The sequence below is a fragment of the Mesorhizobium sp. B2-1-3 genome (assembly GCF_006442495.1).
In the GTDB taxonomy this organism is placed as follows: domain Bacteria; phylum Pseudomonadota; class Alphaproteobacteria; order Rhizobiales; family Rhizobiaceae; genus Mesorhizobium.
The window spans coordinates 102,554-124,988 of record NZ_VFWL01000013.1 but is presented as its reverse complement, the minus strand read 5'-3'; the positions used below and the strand labels follow the sequence as shown (position 1 = coordinate 124,988).

Annotated in this window: 20 protein-coding genes and 1 pseudogene; 8 read left to right on the top strand and 13 right to left on the bottom strand. The window is 63.9% G+C overall.

The genetic code is table 11. The annotated features are described in order from the left end of the window. Window positions 1-8 precede the first annotated feature (8 nt). The gene (locus tag FJ973_RS21115) at window positions 9-2,420 is read right to left on the bottom strand and encodes an FAD-dependent oxidoreductase (RefSeq protein WP_140557557.1); all 2,412 of its coding nucleotides are present in this window, start codon (window positions 2,418-2,420) and stop codon (window positions 9-11) included. A 311-nt stretch (window positions 2,421-2,731) separates the two neighbouring features. On the opposite strand from FJ973_RS21115, the gene FJ973_RS21110 reads away from it, so the two are divergent. From FJ973_RS21110 to FJ973_RS21105, 3 genes and pseudogenes are all read left to right on the top strand, one after another. Further along, window positions 2,732-4,222 (top strand): esterase-like activity of phytase family protein, encoded by a 1,491-nt coding sequence (locus FJ973_RS21110; RefSeq protein WP_140557555.1) that lies wholly within the window; start codon window positions 2,732-2,734, stop codon window positions 4,220-4,222. A 158-nt stretch (window positions 4,223-4,380) separates the two neighbouring features. Next, a pseudogene (locus tag FJ973_RS31620) lies at window positions 4,381-4,656 on the top strand (MATE family efflux transporter); the annotation flags it as partial. Between the two features lie 70 nt (window positions 4,657-4,726). Continuing rightward, a complete protein-coding gene (locus FJ973_RS21105; RefSeq protein ID WP_281407022.1) occupies window positions 4,727-5,863 on the top strand; it encodes an MATE family efflux transporter in 1,137 nt (378 codons plus the stop codon). Window positions 5,864-5,875: 12 nt separating this feature from the next. On the opposite strand, the gene FJ973_RS21100 is transcribed toward FJ973_RS21105, so the two are convergent. Both FJ973_RS21100 and FJ973_RS21095 read right to left on the bottom strand, forming a co-directional pair. Then, on the bottom strand, window positions 5,876-7,084 hold the full coding sequence (locus FJ973_RS21100; protein WP_140557553.1) for an MFS transporter: 1,209 nt from the start codon (window positions 7,082-7,084) through the stop codon (window positions 5,876-5,878). A 190-nt stretch (window positions 7,085-7,274) separates the two neighbouring features. Continuing rightward, on the bottom strand, window positions 7,275-7,679 hold the full coding sequence (locus FJ973_RS21095) for an SH3 domain-containing protein (protein ID WP_140557552.1): 405 nt from the start codon (window positions 7,677-7,679) through the stop codon (window positions 7,275-7,277). Between the two features lie 237 nt (window positions 7,680-7,916). On the opposite strand from FJ973_RS21095, the gene FJ973_RS21090 reads away from it, so the two are divergent. Beyond that, on the top strand, window positions 7,917-8,492 hold the full coding sequence (locus tag FJ973_RS21090; RefSeq protein ID WP_140495258.1) for a TMEM175 family protein: 576 nt from the start codon (window positions 7,917-7,919) through the stop codon (window positions 8,490-8,492). A gap of 4 nt (window positions 8,493-8,496) precedes the next feature. Here the strand turns inward: FJ973_RS21090 and FJ973_RS21085 are convergent, their stop codons facing one another. Continuing rightward, the gene (locus FJ973_RS21085) at window positions 8,497-8,778 is read right to left on the bottom strand and encodes a hypothetical protein (protein WP_140557550.1); all 282 of its coding nucleotides are present in this window, start codon (window positions 8,776-8,778) and stop codon (window positions 8,497-8,499) included. Window positions 8,779-8,937: 159 nt separating this feature from the next. On the opposite strand from FJ973_RS21085, the gene FJ973_RS21080 reads away from it, so the two are divergent. Beyond that, window positions 8,938-9,804 carry an SDR family NAD(P)-dependent oxidoreductase gene (locus FJ973_RS21080; RefSeq protein WP_140557548.1) on the top strand — a complete coding sequence of 289 codons (867 nt, stop codon included), beginning with the start codon at window positions 8,938-8,940 and terminating at the stop codon, window positions 9,802-9,804. 79 nt (window positions 9,805-9,883) lie between these two features. Here FJ973_RS21080 and FJ973_RS21075 read toward each other — a convergent pair whose 3' ends face one another. The 3 genes from FJ973_RS21075 to FJ973_RS21065 form a co-directional block, all read right to left on the bottom strand. Then, entirely contained in the window at window positions 9,884-10,324 is a 441-nt protein-coding gene (locus FJ973_RS21075; RefSeq protein WP_181165307.1) for a low affinity iron permease family protein, read from the bottom strand. Window positions 10,325-10,657: 333 nt separating this feature from the next. Next, a complete protein-coding gene (locus FJ973_RS21070) occupies window positions 10,658-11,299 on the bottom strand; it encodes a DapH/DapD/GlmU-related protein (protein WP_140557546.1) in 642 nt (213 codons plus the stop codon). A gap of 85 nt (window positions 11,300-11,384) precedes the next feature. After that, the gene (locus FJ973_RS21065) at window positions 11,385-11,888 is read right to left on the bottom strand and encodes a CreA family protein (protein ID WP_140630936.1); all 504 of its coding nucleotides are present in this window, start codon (window positions 11,886-11,888) and stop codon (window positions 11,385-11,387) included. A gap of 220 nt (window positions 11,889-12,108) precedes the next feature. On the opposite strand from FJ973_RS21065, the gene FJ973_RS21060 reads away from it, so the two are divergent. The 3 genes from FJ973_RS21060 (at window position 12,109) to FJ973_RS21050 (ending at window position 15,500) form a co-directional block, all read left to right on the top strand. Continuing rightward, window positions 12,109-12,687: an SCO family protein gene (locus FJ973_RS21060; RefSeq protein WP_140495247.1), complete on the top strand. Its 579-nt coding sequence runs from the start codon at window positions 12,109-12,111 to the stop codon at window positions 12,685-12,687. A gap of 9 nt (window positions 12,688-12,696) precedes the next feature. Then, window positions 12,697-13,569, top strand: a complete 873-nt coding sequence (locus tag FJ973_RS21055) for a 50S ribosomal protein L11 methyltransferase (RefSeq protein WP_140557545.1) — start codon at window positions 12,697-12,699, stop codon at window positions 13,567-13,569. Window positions 13,570-13,655: 86 nt separating this feature from the next. Further along, window positions 13,656-15,500 carry an aminopeptidase P family protein gene (locus FJ973_RS21050; protein WP_140521203.1) on the top strand — a complete coding sequence of 615 codons (1,845 nt, stop codon included), beginning with the start codon at window positions 13,656-13,658 and terminating at the stop codon, window positions 15,498-15,500. A gap of 46 nt (window positions 15,501-15,546) precedes the next feature. Here the strand turns inward: FJ973_RS21050 and FJ973_RS21045 are convergent, their stop codons facing one another. From FJ973_RS21045 to FJ973_RS21020, 6 genes are all read right to left on the bottom strand, one after another. Beyond that, entirely contained in the window at window positions 15,547-15,843 is a 297-nt protein-coding gene (locus FJ973_RS21045; RefSeq protein WP_140521204.1) for an AzlD family protein, read from the bottom strand. Continuing rightward, the gene (locus FJ973_RS21040) at window positions 15,840-16,568 is read right to left on the bottom strand and encodes an AzlC family ABC transporter permease (RefSeq protein ID WP_140521205.1); all 729 of its coding nucleotides are present in this window, start codon (window positions 16,566-16,568) and stop codon (window positions 15,840-15,842) included. The genes FJ973_RS21045 and FJ973_RS21040 overlap by 4 nt, the downstream gene beginning before the upstream one ends. 104 nt (window positions 16,569-16,672) lie before the next feature. Continuing rightward, a complete protein-coding gene (locus FJ973_RS21035) occupies window positions 16,673-17,365 on the bottom strand; it encodes a TIGR02453 family protein (protein ID WP_140557588.1) in 693 nt (230 codons plus the stop codon). Then, complete coding sequence (gene ligA, locus FJ973_RS21030) at window positions 17,365-19,569, bottom strand: NAD-dependent DNA ligase LigA (RefSeq protein ID WP_140557543.1); 2,205 nt, start codon at window positions 19,567-19,569, stop codon at window positions 17,365-17,367. Before ligA ends, FJ973_RS21035 begins: the two co-directional genes overlap by 1 nt. Window positions 19,570-19,780: 211 nt before the next feature. Then, window positions 19,781-21,454, bottom strand: a complete 1,674-nt coding sequence (gene recN, locus FJ973_RS21025; RefSeq protein ID WP_140495235.1) for a DNA repair protein RecN — start codon at window positions 21,452-21,454, stop codon at window positions 19,781-19,783. Window positions 21,455-21,467: 13 nt separating this feature from the next. Then, the gene (locus FJ973_RS21020; protein ID WP_140495233.1) at window positions 21,468-22,337 is read right to left on the bottom strand and encodes an outer membrane protein assembly factor BamD; all 870 of its coding nucleotides are present in this window, start codon (window positions 22,335-22,337) and stop codon (window positions 21,468-21,470) included. Window positions 22,338-22,435 lie beyond the last annotated feature (98 nt).

Sequence of the window (22,435 nt, the reverse complement as noted above, 5' to 3'; positions counted from 1 at the left end):
AAACCTCCTCATTGCCGCATCGCCTTGCCCAAGGGATCGTAGGGCGAAGCCGGAATGACACGCGCCGGCCGCTCGGTGCCGACAATGTGCACGCAAAGCGCCGTTCCTTCCTCGGCAAAATCGTCATCCACCAACGCCAGCGCGACGCTCTTGCCGATCGTGTAGCCAAAGCCGCCGGAGGTGACGAAGCCGACGCGCCGAGCGCCGTGCCAGACCGGCTCGAAGCCGCTGGCGTCCGCGTCGATGGCATCGACTTCCAGCGTCACGATCCGTCGTGCAACACCGGCCTTGCGTTCCTTCAGCGCCGCCTCGCGGCCAATGAAATCGCCCTTGTCGAAAGCAATGAAGCGGTCGAGCCCTGTCTGGCCGGGCGTGTAGCCTTGCGTGAATTCACGCGACCAGATGCCGAAGCTCTTTTCCAGCCGAAGCGCGTTGAGTGCGTAATAGCCAATCTCGGCGAGGCCGAGATCCTCGCCGGCGGCAAGCAGCGTTTCGCGCAATGTGGCATGCATGGCGGCCGGGCAGTTGATCTCGAAGCCGAGTTCGCCGGCGATGGAGAGGCGAGCCATCCTTGCCCGCACCATGCCGATGTCGAATTCACCGCATGCGATGAATGGCAAGGCTTTGGCGGAGATGTCCTGGTGCGTCGTGCGCTCGACGATCTTTCTGGCATTGGGGCCGGTGACCAGAAAGCCCGACATCGCATCTGAAATATCGGTGACGCAAACGCCTTCAGCCATATGCGCTTCGAACCAGCGCATGTGGAATTCGCGCAGATAGTAGGAGCCCATCAGCCAGTAGTCGCCATTGCCCCAGTTGAAGACGGTGAGATCGCCCTTCAGCCGCCCGTCCGGCCCGAGCATCGGCGCCAGCCTCGCCTGTCCCGCCTTCGGCAGCCTGCAGGCCAGCAGCCTGTCGAGCCAAGCCTCCGCGCCCGGTCCCGAGGTCGCGTAGCGCGCATAGGCCGAGATATCGATGAGGCCGGCGGCGCGCCGGACTTGCAGCGCCTCGTCACCGACGATGTCGAAGGCGTTGGAACGCCTGAGCGTCGTCTCCTCGCGGAATCCCATCGGCGCGAAATAGGCGGGGATTTCCAGCCCCCAGGAGGCCGTCCATTCGCAGCCCGCCGCACTCATGCCGTCATAGGCGCCGGGGCGTTTCAGCGGCCGGCCCGCAGGCAGCCGTTCGTTGGGAAAGGTCATGACGAAACGACGAGAATAAAACTGTCGCGTCGTCTGCCTGAGATATTCCCGGTTTGCGGCGAAGGCGCCGTAGCGGGCGATGTCCATGCCGAAAATGTCGGCCTGCGGCTCGCCGTAAATCATCCACTCGGCCAGCGACTTGCCGACGCCGCCGCCCTGGCTGAAGCCGGCCATGACGCCGCAGGCGACCCAGTAATTCTTCAGGCCGCGGACCGGCCCGACGATCGGATTGCCGTCCGGGGTGAAGGTGAAGGCGCCGTTGACCCATTTGCGGATGCCTGCCGTCGCCAGGCAAGGGAAGCGCTCATGCGCCTTGGCAAGTTCCGGGCCGATGCGGTCGATGTCTTCGGGGATGAGCTCGATGCCGTAATCCCACGGCGCGCCGTCCATGTTCCAGTGCTTCGGGTTCTGCTCGTAGACGCCGAGCAGCACGCCCTTGCGCTCCTGCCGCAGATAGGAAAAGCCGTCGAGATCGACGGCCAGGCCGATCTCCTTGTCGAGGGCAGCGACTTCCGGAATGTCCTCGGTGACGAAATAATGGTGCTCCATCGGCGTCACCGGCAGTTCAACCCCGGCCATGCGGCCGAGTTGCTTGGCCCACAACCCGCCGGCATTCACGACATGCTCGGCGGTGATGGTGCGTTGCTCTGTGACGACATCCCAATGGCCGTCGGCGCGCGCCTTCAGCTCGACCACGCGGTTGCGCAGGATCACGTCGGCGCCGCGCTTCTTGGCGGCACCGACATACGCATGCGTCGTGCCGTAAGGGTCGAGATGGCCCTCGTTGGAATCGTATAGGCCGCCAAGCACGCCGGTGACGTCGACGATCGGGCAGATCGCCATGATCTCGTCAGGCGTCACCAGCCGGGCGGTCTCGATGCCGACCGACTGGAATACCGCCCAGGCCGATTTCAGCCACTCCCAGCGCGCCGGATCGCTGGCGATGTTGACGCCGCCAGTCATGTGCAGCCCGACGTCCTGGCCGGATTCGGCCTCGATCTCGCGGTAAAGGTTGATGGTGTAATCCTGCAGCGCGGCGACATTGGGGTCGGCATTGAGCGCGTGGAACCCCGCCGCCGCATGCCAAGTCGACCCCGCCGTCAGTTCGGCGCGCTCGATCAGCGCCACATCCGACCAGCCGAACCGCGCCAGGTGATAGAGCACCGAAGCGCCCACCACTCCTCCCCCGATGACGACTGCGCGGTAGTGAGACTTCAAGGCTTCCCTCCTCCACGGACTGTTCGAAACCGGAACCATATACGTACTGTACATGAGTGTCTAGTACTACGAACAGCTCCTGGACGCTGTCGAACCTGTGTCGGAACGATCGATTTTTTGGCGCGGCCGCACTTCCCCAGCAGCGTCGCGGCGGGCCGACGCGAATGCGTCACCAACTGTCATGCAAGCATCATGTTCGCGCCTTAGACCGCTTGCCGAGGGCACAAGCGGCCCTCCAGGGCGGCAGCCTCGCCGCCGCCAGGCAACCTCAGAATTCCGCCGTCCCGGCGCTTTGTCATCAAGGGGATTCCATGACGCATCTACGCTCATTCTCGTTGCGGCTGCTGGTCGCCGCGCTGGCGGCCTCGGCCGTTTCGCTGCCCGCCTTCGCCGACAGCTCGGCCAGCGTCGGCGGCGCCAGTTTCGTCAACAAGGGGCTGGTGGGGGTTGGCCGCATCCCGGCCGGCCAGCGCGACAGGTTCGGCGAGACCTTCGGCTCCGGCTCCGGCATGTCGATCGACACCGCGGGCTGGACGCATGATGCCGGCACCTACAGAGGCTCGCTGTGGCTGCTGCCCGACCGCGGTTATAACGTCGTCGGTACCACCGACTACCGGCCGCGCCTCAACACGATCAACATCGAGTTCGCCCCGGTGGCGCCAGGTGCCGCGCCCGCGGCCGGCCAGGAGCAGACCGGCGTCAAGGCGACGCTCGCCGACACCATGCTCCTGACCGACGACAAGGGCGCCGACGCCAGCGGTCTCGACCCGCTGAACGGCGTGCGTCCCGCCGCCGGCGACATGCCTGTCCTGCCGCAGGCCGACAATGGCAAGCTCGCGCTCGACAACGAGGCGATCGTGCGGCTGCCCGACGGCACCATGCTCGTCTCCGACGAATACGGTCCCGACATCTACCGCTTCTCCGCCGACGGCCGTCTGATGTCGGCGACCCAGCCTCCGGCCGCGCTCGTGCCGATGCGCCACGGCACGGCCAATTTTGCTTCCGACAATCCGGGCCCAGGTGCTGCCGAACCCGACCCAAAGGATCCCGAAACCGGCCGCCAGAACAATCAGGGCCTCGAAGGCATGGCAATGACGCCGGACGGCAAGTTCGTAATCGCGGTCTTGCAGTCGGCGACCCGGCAGGACGGCGGCGATTCGGCCTCGACGCGCCAGAACACCAGGGCGCTGATCTATGACGCCTCCGATCTTGCCCATCTCAAGCTGGCACATGAATATGTCGTGCCGCTGCCGGTGTTCAAGGACGCCAAGGGCAAGACCAAGGTGGCTGCGCAAAGCGAGATCGTGGCGCTGTCGGATACCGCTTTCCTGATGCTGGCGCGCGACAGCGGCAACGGCCAGGGCCTGAAGGGCGAGGAGTCGCTGTATCGCAAGATCGACATTGTCGACCTTTCCGGCGCGACCGACATCGCCGGCGGTGCCTTCGATGCCGCCGACAAGCCGGTGGCGCCCAAGGGCGTGCTCGATCCGTCGGTGACGCCGGCAAGGCTGACGCCGTTCATCGACATCAACGACAAGGCCGAGCTTGCCCGCTTCGGCCTGCACAATGGCGCGCCCAATGACAAGGACAACCTCTCGGAAAAGTGGGAAGCGATGTCGCTGGCGAGCGTGCTCGATCCGAAGCTGCCCGACGACTATTTCCTGTTCGTCGCCAACGACAACGATTTCCTCGCCCAGGACGGTTTCCAGGTCGGCGCGCCCTACAAGGCCGAGGACGGCGCCGATGTCGACACCATGTTCCTTGTCTATCAGGTCACGCTTCCCGGCCTCGCCAGGAAGTAAGCATCTTGCAGCAGGCGCCGCCTGGCGCCTCCTGCCCGACAAGCTTGATCGGATGCACGACGGCGTGCCTTGCCCGCCGTCGCTCCTTTCGCAAGGGTGCATCCCGGTCGGGCCTGCGGTATCCTGCGTGCCGGACTCAAAAGAACCAGCTTTGCCGGATGCCCGCCATGGATGAAAAGATGCCCGCGCGCCGGCGCACCGGTGACCTGACCAGCGGCCCCATTCCGCGCACGCTCCTGCTGTTCGCCCTGCCGGTGCTCGGCTCCAACGTGCTGCAATCGCTCAACGGCTCGGTCAACGCTGTCTGGGTCGGCCGCTTCCTCGGCGAATCCGCGCTTACCGCCACCTCGAATGCCAATCTGGTGCTGTTCCTCATCCTCGGCACGGTATTCGGCATGGGCATGGCGGCCACCATACTGGTGGCGCAATCGGTCGGCGCCCGCGATCTCCCCGAGGCACGCCGCATCGTCGGCACCAGCGCCACCTTCTTTTTGCTTCGTCTCGGTGCTGTTCGCCGTCTGCGGCTGGATCTGGGTCGACACCATTCTGGGCGCGCTCGGCACACCGCCCGACGCCTTGCCGCTGGCGCGCTCCTATTTGCGCATCATCTTCGTCGCCGTGCCGATGATGAACCTTCTGTCCTTTGTCATGACGGTGCTGCGCGGCGCCGGCGATTCGCGCACGCCGTTCTTTTTCATGGCGCTCGCCGTCGTGCTCGACATCATCTTGAACCCACTGCTCATCCGCGGCATCGGGCCGTTCCCCGAGCTCGGCATCGCCGGCTCGGCGACCTCGACGCTTGTGGGCCAGACGGTGAGCGTCATTGCCATCCTGATCGTGCTCTATGTCCGCAAGCATCCGCTGCGTCTGGCCGGCGCCAATCTGGCGCTGCTGCGGCCGGACCCCGCCTTGCTGCGCGTCGTCGTCTTCAAGGGCGTTCCGATGGGTTTGCAGATGATCGTGATTTCGGCCGCGGCCCTGACGGTGATGGGCATCGTCAATTCCTACGGTTCGCAGGTGGCCGCCGCCTACGGCATCGCCGCGCAGTTATGGACCTACATCCAGATGCCCGCGCTCGCCATCGGCGCGGCCGTGTCCTCGATGGCGGCGCAGAACGTCGGCGCCGGCCGCTGGGACCGCATCAGCCGCATCGCAGCGTCCGGCGTCGGCTTCAACCTGGTGCTGACCGGTGCTCTCGTGGCACTTCTATGGGTCTTCGATCGCTCGATCCTCAGCCTGTTCCTGAGCCGCGACAGCGCGGCGATAGACATCGCCGCTCACATCAACAACGTCGCGTCCTGGTCGTTCATCCTGTTCGGCGTCACCATCGTGCTGTTCGCCACCGTGCGCGCCACGGGCGCCGTGATGCCGCCGCTGGTCATCCTGGTGATCTCGGTACTGGTCGTGCGCACCGGCTTTGCCTATTTCATGCGGGATGTGATCGGCGAGGAGGCGCTGTGGTGGAGTTTCCCCGCCGGCTCGATCACCTCCCTGCTGCTGGCCGCGGCCTATTACCGTCTCGGCGGCTGGCGCACCCTGCACATGATCGAGAACCGGCCGGCCGCTGGCGAGCCGCCCGACACCGGGCTCGGCGTGCCGCGCCAACGCGCGCATTTTTCCCCAGAGACGCCGAACGGCTGAAGCTGGCCGCTCTCAAGGCCTGTTTTTCAACCCAAAGCCCAGCGCGACCAGCGCAAACACGATGATCATGCCGGCGAACGCCAGGCTGGCCGCGATGGGGCTGGCATAGGTCGAGATGATGCCAATGCCGATGACGGGCAAGGCATTGCCGATAAAGCAGCAGATGAAGAAGCTGGATACCACTTCCGCGCGGCGATCCTCCGGTGCGATCTCGTTCACCACCTGCAGGCTGCCACGATAGCCGAGTGCGGCCGTCACGCCGCAGCAGGCGGTGGCGGCGATCATCAGCGCCATCGACGCCAGCATCTGCGCCGCCACCACCATGAGGATGCTGGGAATCATCAACGCCAGCGCGGTCAGCATGGCCTTGCCGCTCTGCATTTGCTTCAGCGCTACGATGCTGAGCGCGGTGACGATCGCCAATTCGAAGAACAGCGCACCGGCGACAGCATGGTTCGTCTCATGCAGTTGCTGCGCCAGGATGCTTGGCGCCACCGCGGCATAGAAGCCGACCAGCGCCATGGCGCCGAAACCGGTCACCGCCGGCGCGACGAAGCGCGCGCGGATTTCATCCGGCACGGCAAAGTGCGGCCGCATGGAAATCTGCCCGAGGCCGCCAGGCTCCGCCACCGTTTCGCGTGTACGCCAGACCAGGATGAAGACGAATACAAGCGCCGCCAGATAAACGATGAAGACCAGGCGCAAGGGCCACGGTTCATACTGCGCCAACAGTCCCGAAACGAGTGCGCCGAAACCGAGGCCCAGGAAATTGGTGCTGGTGGCAATGACGCTGGCGCGCGCCTTGTCAGCGCCGGGGAGAAGCTCGGCGATCCATGCCGTTCCGGTCCCCGCGCCGACACCGATGCCAAGCCCGCTCAGGACGCGCGCCACATCGAGCAGAACGACATTGTTGGCGAACAGAAAGACAAGCGCGCTGGCGACGGCGACGATCATGGCCGCGAGAGCGGCAGGCCGGCGCCCAACGACATCCGACGCGCCGCCCAACATCAGCAGGGCGCCGAGATTGCCGACGACATAGACCGCGTAGACCAGCGTCAGCGTGATCTGTGAAAAGCCGAATTGCTGCTTGTAGATGATGTACAGCGGCGTCAGCACCGTGCTGCCGGCAAACAGAACGGCGATCATTGTGGCAACCACCGGAATTGCGAGAGCCTCGCCGCCTGCTTCGTTGCGCGTATGCGCCAAGTCACGAATGGCCATGGCCAAACCTCTTCATCGGTTCAGGGATCGCGACCTTAACGCGCCCTTACTCCCGACGTTCCGGCCGGCCGGCGGGCTCCTGACAGCATGACGGACGTTGCCCCGAAACCCGCCGCCTGAACAGGCCCGAATCGGAGCCGATGGTTCCGATCCGTCACGACATCCTGTCGTGTGACCCCGCTAAAATCCGTTATTTGCAGGAAAAACCTGGTGCGATCTTGCACTTCCCGGGACGCGGTTTGTGCGGCGGGCGATGGTGCGGAGGACGGTGCGGCCGATGCTGCCAGTGCGGCGGACGATGCGGCGGGCGCACGATGATCACTGGCGGGCGAACGACATGGGCCCGCGAGAGATAGCCGGAACTGGCCCAGCCGCTGAGGCCGCCGCCATGGATTCTGCACCAACCCGGCTGGCAGCCGGTGACGTTCACCCTGTAGCCGACTGGCAGCGTCCCCACCTTGGCATATCCCGCCCCGGGCCCGGAGCGCACGTTGAGGTTGGTGGTGGTGTGGGCGCTGTAGGCGAACGCGGCGGCCGACGTGCCGAGGATGGCGGCCAGAATGGTCGCGAGGCAGAGCAGAAATCGAAATCTCATCAGTCACTCCATTCGATCGCTCGGCCTTATGTGATTCAGCCGAGGCTGTCTTCGATGGAGGACTGTGGCAAGAAAAGTCAACAATTTGCCACAGCAAAGCATTGCCGCGAGCCGGCCTGGCGGGAGAGTTTCCCCTGATATAGTTGAGAAATTCCCCGGATGGCGTTTATCGGCCTGACAACATCAGCTAACGATTTAGCATCTTCAACGATCGACACCGGACATAGGGCGCAAATCATGGGCAAAGGCAGGGTCGAGGCATTCACCGACGGCGTCGTGGCCATCATCATCACCATCATGGTGCTTGAACTGAAGGTGCCGCACGGCGAGGATCTCTCGGCCTTGCTGCCGCTATGGCCGATCTTCTTCAGCTACGTGCTGTCCTTCATCAACGTCGGCCTTTACTGGAACAATTTGCACAATATGTTCCACACCGTGCAGCGGGTCGACGGCCGCGTGTTGTGGGCGAACCTCAATCTCCTGTTCTGGCTGTCGCTGATGCCGGTGACGACGGCCTTCATGGGCGAAAACCATTTCGCGCCGGTGCCGGTCGCCGTCTACGGCGCCGATCTTGCGCTGTGCGCGATCGCCTACTTCATTCTCGTCGTGACGCTTCACCGATTGCACGGCAACGATACGGCCTTTGCCAGGGCGATCGGCAACGACCGCAAGGGCAAGATCTCGCTTGTCGCCTATCTCTGCGCCATCCCGCTGACCTTCATCAGCCAGTGGATCGGCGTCGCGATCTATGTACTGGTTGCCCTGGTCTGGCTTGTGCCGGACCGGCGTTTCGCACGCGTGATCGAAAAATAGGGATCTATTCGCGCATCGCTTTCAGCTTCTCGGCCACCGACGCGGCAAGATCGGCGTAGCGCTCTTCCAGCCGTTCCGCCGCCTTGATGACCGCAAAGTCATGGCCGAACTTTTCCAGCGCCATGCGCAGCTTCTCGACGAAATCCGCCTGTTTTTCCAAGGCGGAAAACAGCGTCTTCACCTGTGCTTCGTTGATCTCGGGGTTTGCCAGCATCTGCGGCACTTCGCGGTTCATCTGATCGCCGATGGTGGTCTGCTGCTTCAGGATTTCGATCCAGTCCGTCAATCGGGAAATCTCCTTTTTGCGAGGCACCATGCGCAGTCTCGGCTGGACCGGTCAACCCGGCCCATGCCGGCTGCTGAAGCGCAGCCAGGCGCGTGGAGGCTTGCGCCAGCCCGCTCCGGCGCTAAGTTCGGCGCCATCGCAAGAAGGAATCCGCCGCCCATGCTGACCGACGCAGAACTCCAGACCGCTTTGCCCGCGCTTGGTTCGGGCAATGCCGCAGTCATTACCGGCGCTGCCAGCGGCATTGGTCTTGCCGCCGCGAAGCGGCTGGCTCTCATGGGCATGAAGATCGTGCTTGCCGATGTCGCCGGCCCGCGTCTTGAGGATGCGGCCCGTATTGTGTCCGCGATCGCCGGCGACGATGCCGTGCTGGCCGTCGCCGCCGATGTTTCGAAGGCACAAGACGTGGATCGTCTCGCCGAAAGAGCCTTTGGCGCCTTCGGCAATGTGTCGCTGCTGATGAACAATGCTGGTGTCGGCAACAACCCGGGTAAGCCGTGGGAGAACCGCGACGCTTGGAAGCAGCTGCTGGACATCAATTTCTGGGGTGTCGTGCATGGCGTCGAAGCCTTCGTGCCCCGCATGCTGGCGGCCCGCCAGCCGGGCCTGATCGTCAACACCGGCTCCAAGCAAGGCATCACCACGCCGCCTGGAAACCTTGCCTACAACGTCTCCAAGGCCGGCGTGAAGACCTTTACCGAGGGACTGGCGCATGCCCTGCGCAACGAACCGGGTGCCCATCTGTCGGCGCATCTGCTGATCCCGGGCTTCACCTATACCGGCCTGACCGAGGGTGCGACCGAGAAGCCGGCCGACGCCTGGACCGGCGAACAGGTCATTGATTTCATGCTGGAATCCCTGACAAAGCGCGACTTCTACATCCTGTGCCCTGACAACGAGGTGACGCGTCCGCTGGATGAGAAACGCATGGCCTGGGCGATCGGCGACATCATCGAAAACCGCCCTGCTCTGTCGCGCTGGCACCCCGACCACAAGGATGCCTTCGCGGCATTCATGAAGCAATGAGCATGTCCGAAAAATGAGAGCCGGTGTTCGGATCGGGTCGCATTCGAGCAACGACGGAACCCTTGGGGGTTAACCGGTTTCAGCCGGTGCTTCGAGCCACCTGCTTTTTCGGTTTGCTCTTTGACGCCACGGCTTTCTTGGCAGCTACGGCCGCGATTTTCTCGTCATGCCGCTTCGCTGCCCGCTCGCATTTGGCACGGATCTCCTGGACCTCGGCTTCGGTCAGATGCTCGATACCGATGAAGGTGTTCTTGGCTTCGCTGACCCGGATCAACTCGTCCAGTTTGGCCTGGATTGCCGCGCCGTCTCGATTCTGGGTGTTTTGGATGAGAAACACCATCAGGAAGGTGATGATCGTCGTCCCGGTGTTGATCACCAGTTGCCAAGTGTCCGAGAAGGCGAAGAGTGGGCCGCTTACTGCCCAGATGATGACGATCAGGCAGCAGAGTGCGAATGTCGGCGACAGCCCCGCAAGGTGGGCTACCCGGTTGGCGATTTTGGTGAAGAGCTTCTCGATCATGGGGTCCCTCAAACAGCGCCGCGCCGTGCGGTACGCCGGAAGGAACAACCGGCGGCCATATCGGGTTCCCATCGGAAAGAAATACAACCGCCGCAATCGAATGCACGCATCAAGGGAATCGGAAGGACAACACACTTTATCGGTTTGGTGTCACAGTAACGGTGCAGGCAAAACAGGCCTGTTCCTTCCGCTTCACAGCGGTTTACCTCCAGCCCCTTCCGTTGCGCCACCCCCGCATGACGGAAGGGGTTCAGTCCGGAGCGCTCGCACAGTGGTTCCCTGAAGCGCGCCTTTGGCGCAAATGCGCGTGCTCTTCAGCCGCGCCGGCGTCACTCACGCGGCGTGATTTTCCCAGCGGTCCAGGAAGGTCTCGATGGTCATGGCCTGCATGTCGGGAACGGCGCTGGCGAGCTTTTCGACCGGCCAGTCCCACCAGGCGAGAGCCTCGATCCGCGCCGCGACATCGGCTGCGAAGCGCGGCCGAAGCGGCTTGGCCGGCACCCCGGCGACGATCGCATAAGGCGGCACGTCATGCGTGACGACGGCATTGGCGCCGACGACGGCGCCATTGCCGATGGTGAGGCCGGGCATGATCACGGCCCCGTGGCCGATCCACACGTCATGGCCGATGCTCACCGCCTTCGCCTGGCGTCGTTCGCGGAAGACGGCATCGACGCCCAGCCAGCGGAAATATTCGTTGGGCCGGTAGCTGACCTTGTGCTGGGTCAGCCGCTCGATCGGATGATCCAGTGCATTGATGCGGCTGTTGGCGGCAATCGAGCAGAATTTGCCGATGCTCGTGTAGATCGCCTCGGCGTGCCGCTCGAAGTAGGAAAAATCGCCGACGCTCACTTCGCGCAGTACCACCCGCTCGCCGATCGAGGCGTAGCGGCCCAGCTTGCATGCTTTCAGCTCCGCCGTCGGATGGATACGCGGCTCGGGATCTTTCAGCACGAGATTTTCGGAACGGTCCATACGGGCGGCTTTACGTCAGGGCAATAGCTCCCGCAAGCCGGGAGCAATTGTCGGTCGGGTCAATTGCACGGAAAAACGGATCCATCTATTTCGGTTTGCCCTTGGTCCACACCACGTTCTGGCCGTAGAGCGGCACGGTGGTGACCGACATTTTGGCCGAGCCGTTCTGCACCTGGCGCGAATGCGAGAGGTAGATCAGCGTCTCGTTGGCCTTGTCGTAGATGCGGTTCACCACCTGCTTCTTCCAGATCAGGCTGATGCCTTGCTTGAACACCTCCTCGCCGCCTTCGCTCATGTCGATGTCGCCGATGGTGATCGGACCGGTCTGGCGGCACGAAATCGAGGAATCGGAAGGATCCTCGAACCAGTTGCCCTTGTGCAGGCGGTCGATGATGCCGCGGTCGAAATAGGACACGTGGCAGGTGACGCCGTCCACCTTCGGGTCCTTGATCGCTTCGACGATGATGTCGTTGCCGAGCCAGTCGACGCCGACCTTGCCGACTTCATCGGCGACTGCGGCACCGGCGCCAAGGACAAGGCACGCGGCCAGGGCGCCGCCGATCAGATTTCGCCCAATCAGTCGTTGCAAGATAGCCTCCGAGGTTCAAGTTTGCCGGTCTCAGGTGGGGCGAAGGACGTTGCATTGCAAGCCGGCGGCCCCGATCAAAACGCCGGCATAGGTCACGGCCGGTTGCGTCAACGCGGCACCTTTGCGTGTACCCGGTCGAACCGCTAAGACTGTTCGCCGAACCAAGGGCTGCCTGGCCATGGCCGGCATGCCGATGAAATTACAAGACGGAATCCTACTGATGATGCGCTCAATACTGGTCGGCATTCTCGTCCTGATGGCGGCCGGCATAGGCTGGCTGACCTTCGACTGGTATCGCGGCCACTATGGCGGCGAGCCTTTCGGTGCCGCCTTTACGCTGGTCGACCAGAAAGGCGCGCCGATCACCGAGGCCGCCTTCCGGGGCCACCCCAGCGTCGTCTTCTTCGGCTTCACCCATTGCCCAGAGGTCTGCCCGACCACGCTATTCGAACTGTCCGGCTGGCTGAAGACGCTTGGTGACGATGGCAAGAACCTGCATGCCTATTTCGTCTCGGTCGATCCGGAGCGCGACACCCCCGCGGTCATGAACGCCTATGTCAGCAATTTCTCTGACCGCATCACCGGCATATCGGGCGACCCGGACAAGGTCCACGCCATGGCGAAGTCCTTCGGCATCTACTGGAAGAAGGTCGACACCGGCGACGGCGACTACACGATGGACCATACCGCCTCGGTGCTGCTGCTCAACGGCAAGGGCGATTTCGCCGGCACGATCGCCTATGGCGAAAGCGCCGACACCGCGGTGGAAAAGCTCAAACGCCTCGCGGCCAAGGGCTGATGCGAATCCATGACCCAGACGCGGCTCCATTTCACCGCCGGCAAGATCGAATCCACCAGAATTTTCGCCGCCCTCGATGCCGCCTTTGAGGACGAAGGCTTGCCGATAGCCGTGCTGGAGGTCGATGAGGACGCGGACATTCATGAAGTCTCTCTCTATGCCGACGGCGATGTGGATGCGGTCGAGGCGCGGGTGAAGGACATTCTGGCAGGGCTAGCCCTGTCCAGGCCGGTCGAGCGCGAGACCTTGCCCGATATCGACTGGGTGGCGCGCTCGCTGGAAGGGCTGAAACCGGTGCGTGCCGGCCGTTTCTTCGTGCATGGCGCGCATGATCGCCGCAAACGCCACAGTGGCGAGCTTGCCATCGAGATCGAAGCGGGGCTGGCCTTCGGCACCGGCCACCACGGCACCACCGCCGGATGCCTGGAAATGCTGGAAAAGGTGACGCGGCGCGAGCGGCCGCGCAACGCGCTCGATCTCGGCACCGGCAGCGCGGTGCTGGCCATCGCTGTGGCCAAGCTCTTCCATATTCCCGTGCTGGCGACCGACATCGATCCGGTGGCGGTAAGCGTTGCCGCCGCCAATGCGCGGCTCAACCACGTCAAGGCGCTGGTGGAAACAGTGACCGCACCCGGATTCCACCATCCGATCTTTGCCAGGCGTGCGCCTTTCGACCTGATCATCGCCAACATATTGGCGCGGCCGCTGATGCGGCTTGCTCCGGAAATGGCGCGACACATCAGCCTCGGCGGCTCGCTGGTGCTGTCAGGCATCCTCGACCGGCAGCGCGATGCGGTGATCTCCGCCTATGTCGGCCAGAGCTTTCGCCATGTCAGAACGCTGCACCGCGAAGGCTGGGTGACGATCCATCTCAAACGGTGACGCAGCCCCGTCTGGCCCTGCTGAAATCGATTCCGGTTTCCAGCTCCATGCGCTACGGTCGGGCACTATCCGAGGGAGACGCCACCATGTTCCAGACCTTTGATTCCGCTGGCAATCCGGCCGTCGGCAGACCGCGCGTGGCGCTGCTGCGCCAATGGCTGGCGGAAAACGGCCTGGATGGATTTGTCGTTCCCCGCGCCGACGAGCATCAGGGCGAATATGTCGCCGACCGCTCGGCGCGGCTAAAATGGCTGACCGGCTTCAGCGGCTCCGCCGGCGTTGCCATCATCCTGCGCGACCGCGCCTTCATCTTCGTCGACGGACGCTACACGCTGCAGGTGCGCGGCGAAGTTGATCTCGGTATCTTCTCGATCGAGAGCCTGGTCGACAATCCGCCTGCAAATTGGCTCAAGGATAACCTCGGCAAGGGCGCGCGGCTCGGCTTCGACCCCTGGCTGCACACGATCGGCGAGGTCAAGGCGCTGCGGGCCTCGGCCGAAAAGACCGGCGCCGTGCTGGTGCCGCTCGAGGCGAACCCGATCGACATAATCTGGAAGGATCAGCCGGATGCACCGGTCGCTCCTGTCGAACTCCATCCCATCGGTTTTGCCGGCGAGCTCGCCAAGGACAAGCTGGCGCGGCTGGCGGCGGCGATCGGCCAGGAGGGCGCCACCCATGCGGTGCTGACGGATCCCTCCTCGATTGCCTGGGCCTTCAACATCCGTGGCGGCGACGTACCGCACACGCCGCTGGCGCTCGGCTTCGCTGTCCTCGCTGCCGACGGACGGCACCGGCTATTCATGGACAGCCGAAAATTCTCGCGCCAGGTTGCGGCGTATCTCACCCAGCTTGCCGAGCCCCATGAGCCCGGTGAATTCGAGGCCGCGGTCGTGGCGCTGGCCAAGAGCGGCGCGAAAATCGCGCTAGACCCCGTTTTGGCCGCCTACAGGCTGCGCATGCTGGTCGAGGACAATGGCGGCGAGGTGATTGCCGCTCCCGACCCGGCCCGCATCCCGCGCGCCACCAAGAACCAGGCCGAGATCAACGGCTCGCGCGCCGCGCATCGGCGCGATGGCGCGGCGGTGGCGAAGCTTTTGTGCTGGCTCGACCGCCAGAAGCCCGGCTCGCTCGACGAGATCGCGGTCGTCACCCGGCTGGAAGAGACGCGCCGGCAGACCGGCGAGGAAACGCAAATGCCGCTGCGCGACGTCTCCTTCGACACCATTTCGGGCGCCGGCCCGAATGGCGCCATCATGCACTACCGCGTCTCACGCGCCACCAGCCGCAAGCTCCAGGCCGGCGAGCTGTTCCTGCTCGATTCCGGCGCCCAATATCAGGACGGCACCACCGACATCACCCGCACCGTGCCGATCGGCCAGCCGACCGAGGAAATGCGCGAACGCTTCACGCTCGTGCTGAAAGGCATGATCGGCATTTCCACGCTGCGTTTCCCCGCCGGCACGCGCGGCTCGGAAATCGACGCCGTCGCCCGCATGGCGCTGTGGAAGCACGGCTGCGACTTCGCCCACGGTACCGGCCATGGCGTCGGCTCTTATCTGGCGGTGCACGAAGGCCCGCAACGCATCGCCCGCACGGGCACCGAAAAGCTGCTCGAAGGCATGATGCTGTCCAACGAGCCGGGCTATTACAAGGAAGGTTCTTACGGCATCCGCATCGAGAACCTCATCCTGGTGACGCCGGCCGAGCAGATCGACGGCGGCGACATCGCCATGCACGGTTTCGAGACGCTGACCCTGGCGCCGATCGATGTCAGGCTGGTGCGCTCGGATTTGTTGACCCGCGACGAGCTGCATTGGCTCGACACCTACCACGCCCGCGTGCTGGCCGAGATCGGCCCGATGCTCGACGGCGAGACGCTGGCCTGGCTGGAAAAGGCAACGGCGCCGTTACCGCATGGCGCTAAGATTTGAGTGCGTCTAAGGCGGCGCCAGCGTTCGAACGATCGCGCCCGGAACTCTACCCCACGAACTGCCGCGCCAGGATCAGCATCGCCGCACCAGCCAAAAACATCGCCATCAGCCCGCCGCGCAGCGAAACCATGGCGGTGACAACCAATGCCGCCCATTCCGCCGGTCCGGCATTCAACAGTTCCGGCGCCACCAATGTCGTCAGCACCGCCGCCGGCACCGCGTTGAGGCCGGCCTCGACGCGCGGATGGATATTGTCGAAGCGCGAGATGACCAGATGCCCGCCGATCCGCGTAAGATAAGTGGCGATCGCGCCGGCGATGATGATCCAGAACGTCGTGCTCATGGCCGTGCCTTCACGCCTGAGTGGTGGGGCGGCAGGATGACGGCCAGCAGCACGCCGGCGATGGCGCCGATCGAAACGTGCCAGGGTGAACCTACCATCTTGTAGGCGACGATCGAGGCGCAAGCACTGGCGACGACCACCGGCAGCCACAACGGCCGCTTGCGGAAGCCCATCACCAGGCCAAGGAAATAGATCGGCAGCAGGAAATCGATGCCCAGCGCATGCGTGTCGGGGATGAGCTTGCCGAACACCGCGCCGAGCGCGCTTTCGATCACCCAGAATACATAGACCGGCAGGCCGAGCCCGAGATACCAGGCGAAGCCGACCGTCTCGCCGGACTGCGCCCTCGCCTCGGCGACGGCGAACTGCGGATCGGTGAGGATGAAGAAGCCGAGCGCTTGGCTGACCACGGGCCAGTGCGCTATGCGCCGGCCGATACCCGCCGAATAGAGCACGTGGCGAAAATTGACGGCGAAGATTGACAGCACGATCAGCCACGGCGCGACATGCTGGCCGAACAGCTCGATGCCGACCATCTGGCTGGCGCCGCCGAAGATCATCGCACTCATCAGGAAGGCTTCGAACACCGAGAAGCCATTGTCGACGGCCAGCGCCCCGAACAGCACCCCGAACGGCGCCGACGCCACAACGACCGGCATGGAAAGCCGCACGCCTTGCCAGAAATCGCTCTTTGCGCCGTTCTCGGAAATTGCATCCGACACCATGGATAACTCCCAGGAGAATGGCCTGATCTAGGTAGCGTGGCCCGCCTTGTCACACGAATTCGGTTGAGCCCAACAATCAGCGGAAATGATTGCCAGGACCAATCCTAGCCCTGCGCCACCTTGCCCTCGATCGCCCTCCCCCAATCGAGCAGCGGCTTGGCGCGCATGGTGAAATCGACCAGCTCGTCGACCAGCGCCGCCGTGTGGATCCCCGTCGGATCGATGACATACTGGACGTAGAAATGACGGTTCCGGATGGCCTCGGCCAGATCGGAATCGCCGACATGCTCGAAGCCTCGCGGCGTGCGCTTCATGCGGCCTTCCGTCTCGAACTCCAGACCGTTCTTCTTCAAGGCGGCCACCAGGGCGCGGAACCTGTCCGGCCTTGCCGCGATGGCCTTGCGCATGGCGAGCAACAGTTCCGGGGCGGGCTGCCACCAGGCAATGTCGGCGAAGCAGCGTTCCAGCCCGACATGGACATAGAACACGCCCTGCTCCATCTTGGTGCCGTCGGGCGACAGGATCGCCGACAGATGCCGGTTGTAAGGCCGCTTGTCCTTGGCGAAGCGCACGTCCCGGTTGATCCGGAACAGTGATTTCTTGCGGTCGCCCTTGAGGCCGAGCCCGGCCTCGCCGAAACGGCGTGTGAGCGTCTCCACCAGATCGCCCAGCGGATCGCGCAATTCCTGTTCGAACAGGTCACGATTCTCTACGAACCACTCGCGGCTCTGGTGGAAATCAAGCGCCTTCAGGAACGGAATAGCCTTCTGGCCGAACCCCTTGAATTCGCCTGACATCATGCCTTGCCGATCCGCTGCAGCCACGCGTCCTCGTCTATGACCTCGATGCCGAGTTCACTGGCAAGCTTGAGTTTCGAGCCCGCGCCGGGCCCCGCCACCACCAGATCGGTCTTGGCCGAAACCGAGCCCGCCACCTTGGCGCCCAGCCGTTCGGCCATCGCCTTGGCTTCGGAACGCGTCATCTTTTCCAGCGAGCCCGTGAACACGACGGTCTTGCCCGCGACCACGCTGTCGGCCGAGACGGTGACGACATACGGCTTCGGCCTGACCTGTTTAAGCAACGCCTCAAGCACGTCGTCATTGCGCTCATTGCCGAAGAAATCGGCCAGCGCGTTGATCACCGTATCGCCGATGCCGTTGATCGACGGGAAGACACTATGCGGATCGTCAGCCGCCGCGGTCTCCTTGCCGACGCGGATCAGTTCCTCGATTGTCGAAAACGTCCGGGCAAGCACGGCCGCCGTCGTTTCGCCGATATGGCGGATCCCAAGCGCAAAGATGAAGCGGTCGAGCTCGGGTTCGCGGCGCGAATCGATCGCCGCAAAGAGCTTGTCCAACCCTTCATAGTTGCGGTCCTCGACGCTGCGCACATTCTTGCGCGTCTTGCCCGACGCCGCCTCGCGCTGCCTCGCCTGCTCCTCGCGCCGCTCGGCCAGCGCCTTGGTGACGGCGGGACGCCGATCCCTGAGCGTGAAGATGTCGGCGGCCGTCTTGACCAGGCCCGCATTGAAGAACAGGTCGATGTTTTCCGCGCCTAGTCCCTCGATATCCATGGCTCCGCGCGACACGAAGTGGCGCAGCCCTTCCACGGCTTGCGCGGGGCAGATCAGTTCGCCCGTGCAACGCCTGCGGGAATCCTCCTTGCCGGTCTTCTCGTTGATTTCGCGCGTCGCCGGCGAGCCGCAGATCGGGCAAGTATGTGGGAATTCGTAAGGCACGGCATCCGGCGGACGCTTGTCGACGACGACACTGACGATCTGCGGGATGACATCCCCTGCCCGCTGGATCACCACGGTGTCGCCGATGCGCACGTCGATGCCGTCGCGGATCGGCTGGCCGTTGCTGTCGAAACCCTTGATATAGTCTTCGTTGTGCAGCGTGACGTTCTCGACCACGACGCCCCCGACTGTCACGGGCGCAAGCCTCGCCACCGGCGCCAGCGTGCCGGTGCGCCCGACCTGGATGTCGATCTTCTGCACGGTCGTCATCGCTTGTTCGGCCGGAAATTTGTGCGCGATGGCCCAGCGCGGTTCGCCGGTGACAAAGCCCCACCGGCGCTGCAACTCCAGCTGGTCGACCTTGTAGACGACGCCGTCGATGTCGTAGCCCAAGGAAGAACGCTGTTCCTCGATGCGGTGATAATGCGCGATCAGTTCGCCGACCGACCTCGCCCGCACCATCAGCGGGCTGACTTTGAAGCCCCATTCCGCGAATTTCTGCACCGAATCGTATTGTGTCGGAGCGGGGTCGGCTGTCGTGTAGCCCCAGGCATAGGCAAAGAATTTGAGGTTCCGGCTGGCGGTGACCGATGGATCCTTCTGGCGCAGCGACCCAGCCGCCGTATTGCGCGGATTGACATAGTCCTGGCCGCCGGCGGCCGCTGAGCGCTGCTTCAGCGCCTCGAATTCGGCATAGGTCATGTAGACCTCGCCGCGTATCTCGATGATTTCGGGCCAGCCCGAGCCTTTCAGCCTGCCGGGAATATCGGCGATGGTCCTCAGATTGGCGGTGATGTCTTCGCCGACAGCGCCATCGCCGCGCGTTGCGCCCTGCACGAACACGCCGTTCTCGTAACGTAGCGAGGCCGACAGGCCGTCGATCTTCGGTTCGGCCGTGAAGGCGATGTCGAGATCCTTGTCGCGGTCGAAGAAGCGCCGGCCGCGTTCGATGAAATCGGCGACGTCCTCGTCGGTATAGGCCTTGGCGAGGCTGAGCATGGACACGGCATGACGCACCTTGGCAAAGCCTTCCGCCGGCGCGGCACCGACCCTGCGCGATGGCGAATCCTCGCGCACCAGGGCGGGAAAGCGCTGCTCGATGGCGAGGTTGCGCCGGGTCAGCGCATCATAGGCGGCGTCGGTGATAACAGGCGCGTCCTCGGTATGGTAGCGGCGGTCGTGCTCCGCGATCTCCTGCGCCAGGCGCTTCAGCTCCGCTTCGGCTTCGCTCTCACTGAGTGAATCGACTGGTCTTTCAGACATCGCACGGCTTCCCTGACCAATGCACGCCGCCCAAAATATGGTGCGATTTTGGGGCAACGACATGCGCAAAACAATAACCAAGGCGCGGCGCACTTTGGTTGGGCGCCACTATAAATCAGGATTTGGCAGGAGGGAGCCGGCCTGCGAAAAAATCATTCCTGAACAGCAGGATGCAGCCATATCCTGACTCGCCTTCACGGGAAACGAGCTTTCAGGCAGCCGCCGTATTCTCCCGCAGCAATCTTTCGGCGGCCGCGCGCGCTTCGTCGGTGATGGTGGCGCCGGCCAGCATGCGCGCGATCTCTTCCTGGCGCGCCGCCCGGTCCATTTCGGCGATACCGGTCGCGACCTTGTCGGTGCTGCCGGATTTGGAGATCAGGAAGTGCGTCGCCGCGCGGGCCGCCACCTGCGGCGCATGGGTGACCGAGAGCACCTGCACGCGCCTGGACAATCTTGCCAGCCGCTGGCCGATGGCATCCGCGACGGCGCCGCCCACCCCTGTGTCGATTTCATCGAAGACCAGCGTTGGCGCCGAGCCCCGGTCGGCCAGCGCCACCTTCAGCGCCAGTAGGAAGCGCGAAAGCTCGCCGCCGGAAGCAACCTTCATCATCGGCCCGGGTCGCGTGCCGGGATTGGTGCGCACCCAGAACTCGATCTGGTCGATGCCCTCTTCCATGCGGCTCTCGGCCTCGCTCTTCATCTCGACGATGAAGGCGGCGCGTTCGAGCTTAAGCGCCGGCAGTTCGGCCATCACCGCCTTGGTCAGCCCGACCGCCGCGGCATGGCGAAGCGAGGACAACTGCGCGGCGGCGATATCATAGGCTTCGCGCGCTGCGGCCGCCTGCTTTTCCAGCCCATGAAGGCGCTCCTCGCCGGCATCGAGATCGGCAAGATCGGCAACCATCGTGTCGCGCAATTGCGCCAAATCATCGACGGCAACGCTGTGCTTGCGCGATGCCGCGCGCAGCGAAAACAATCGCTCTTCCGCCTTTTCCAGCCGCTGTGGATCATATTCGGTGGCGCGCAAAGCCGCCTCGACACCCGACTGCGCCGCGTCGAGCGACAGCATCGCCTCATCCAGCGACTTGACCACTTCGTCGAGCAGCCCGGGGGCCTCGCCGGCCTTGCGCTGCAACCGCCTGAGCAGGCTGGCCAGTTGCGGCAAGGGCGAGGATGGACCCGAAAGCACGTCCTGCGCGTCGTGGATTTCGGAGGCGATCTTCTCGGCCCGCATCATGTGGGCGCGCAAGTCGGCAAGCTCAGTCTCCTCACCCGGCTGCGGATCGAGCTTGGTCAGCTCCGTGACCGCTGCGCGCAGGTAGTCCGCTTCGCGCGCCGCCGCCGCCACCTTGGCACGATGGCGCGAGAGCTCCTGCTCGCAGGCGCGCCAGTGCCGCCAGGCCTCGGCCGCCGACCGGACGGCGCCGAGATGGCCGCCGAAGGCGTCGAGCACGTCGCGATGCGCGCCGGGATCGACAAGGGCGCGTTCGTCATGCTGGCCGTGGATCTCGACCAGCGCGCGGCCGACGTCGCGCATCAGCGTCACGCTGGACGGCTGATCGTTGACGAAGACGCGGGTGCGGCCGTCCACAGTCTGCAAGCGGCGCAGGATGATGTCGCCGTCGTCCTCGATGGCATTCTCGGCAAGCAACGCGCGCACCGGATGGTTGCGCGGCACGTCGAACACGGCAATCACCTGGCCCTGTGCCGCGCCGTGGCGCACCAGGGAAGCGTCACCGCGAGCCCCAAGCGCCAAGGACAGAGCGTCGAGCAGGATGGATTTTCCGGCGCCGGTCTCGCCCGTCAGCACCGAGAGACCGGGCTGGAAGTCGATATCCAGCTTCTCGATCAGGACGATATCGCGGATCGACAGCCTGGAAAGCATCGTTACGCCTGCATCAGGCGCCGGTGATCAGTTTCCCGGCCTTGGATATCCACGAGCCGGCATTCTCGCGCGGCGCAAGCCCGTTGCTCTGCAGGAGCTTGTAGGAATCCTTGTACCATGGGCTGTCGGGATAATTGGTGCCGAGAACGGCGGCGGCGGTCTGCGCCTCCGAAGTCAGGCCCATCGCATAATAGCTCTCGGTCAGGCGCGCCAGCGCCTCCTCGACGTGGCGGGTGTTGGAATAATTCTCGACCACATTGCGGAAACGCTTGACCGCGGCGATGTATTCGCGGCGTTCGAGATAATAGCGGCCGATCTGCATCTCCTTGCCGGCGAGCTGGTCGTTGGCGAAGCGGATCTTTTCCTTGGCGTCATCGACATATTCTGAATTAGGCCAGCGCGTCACGAGATCCTGCATGGTCTGCACGGTCTGGCGCGCTTCCTTCTGATCCTGCGTCACGTCCTTGATCTGGCGGTAGTAGCTAAGGCCGATGATGTACTGCGCATAAGCCGCGTCATCCGTTGACGGATACAGCGTCAGATAACGCTTGGCCGACGAGATCGCTTCGTCGTAGCTGCCCTTGCGATAGTCGGCGAACGCGCCCATCACCATCGATTTGCGGGCCCACTCCGAATAAGGATGCTGGCGGTCGACCGCGTCGAACTTCTTGCTCGCCTCGTCGAGGCGTCCGGCATTCAGATTGGCGAGCCCTTGGTTGTAGAGAACGTCGGCCGGCTCGGTCTGGTCGACATAGGTCGACAGGTCGATATCTTTTTCCGACGACATGCAAGCAGACAGGAAGAGCGATGGAACAACCACCGAAAGCGCCAGGAAAACGGACCGCTGCGGCGCTTTCAATTGACCGACTCGCTTGAAGAACATGATTGGATTGCGCCCTTTCGGCGTTATTTCAGTGCCTGTTGCATATCGTTTCCCCAAAACTGGTCCCCACTTCCAGGCGACATGCACTATCGACGGCA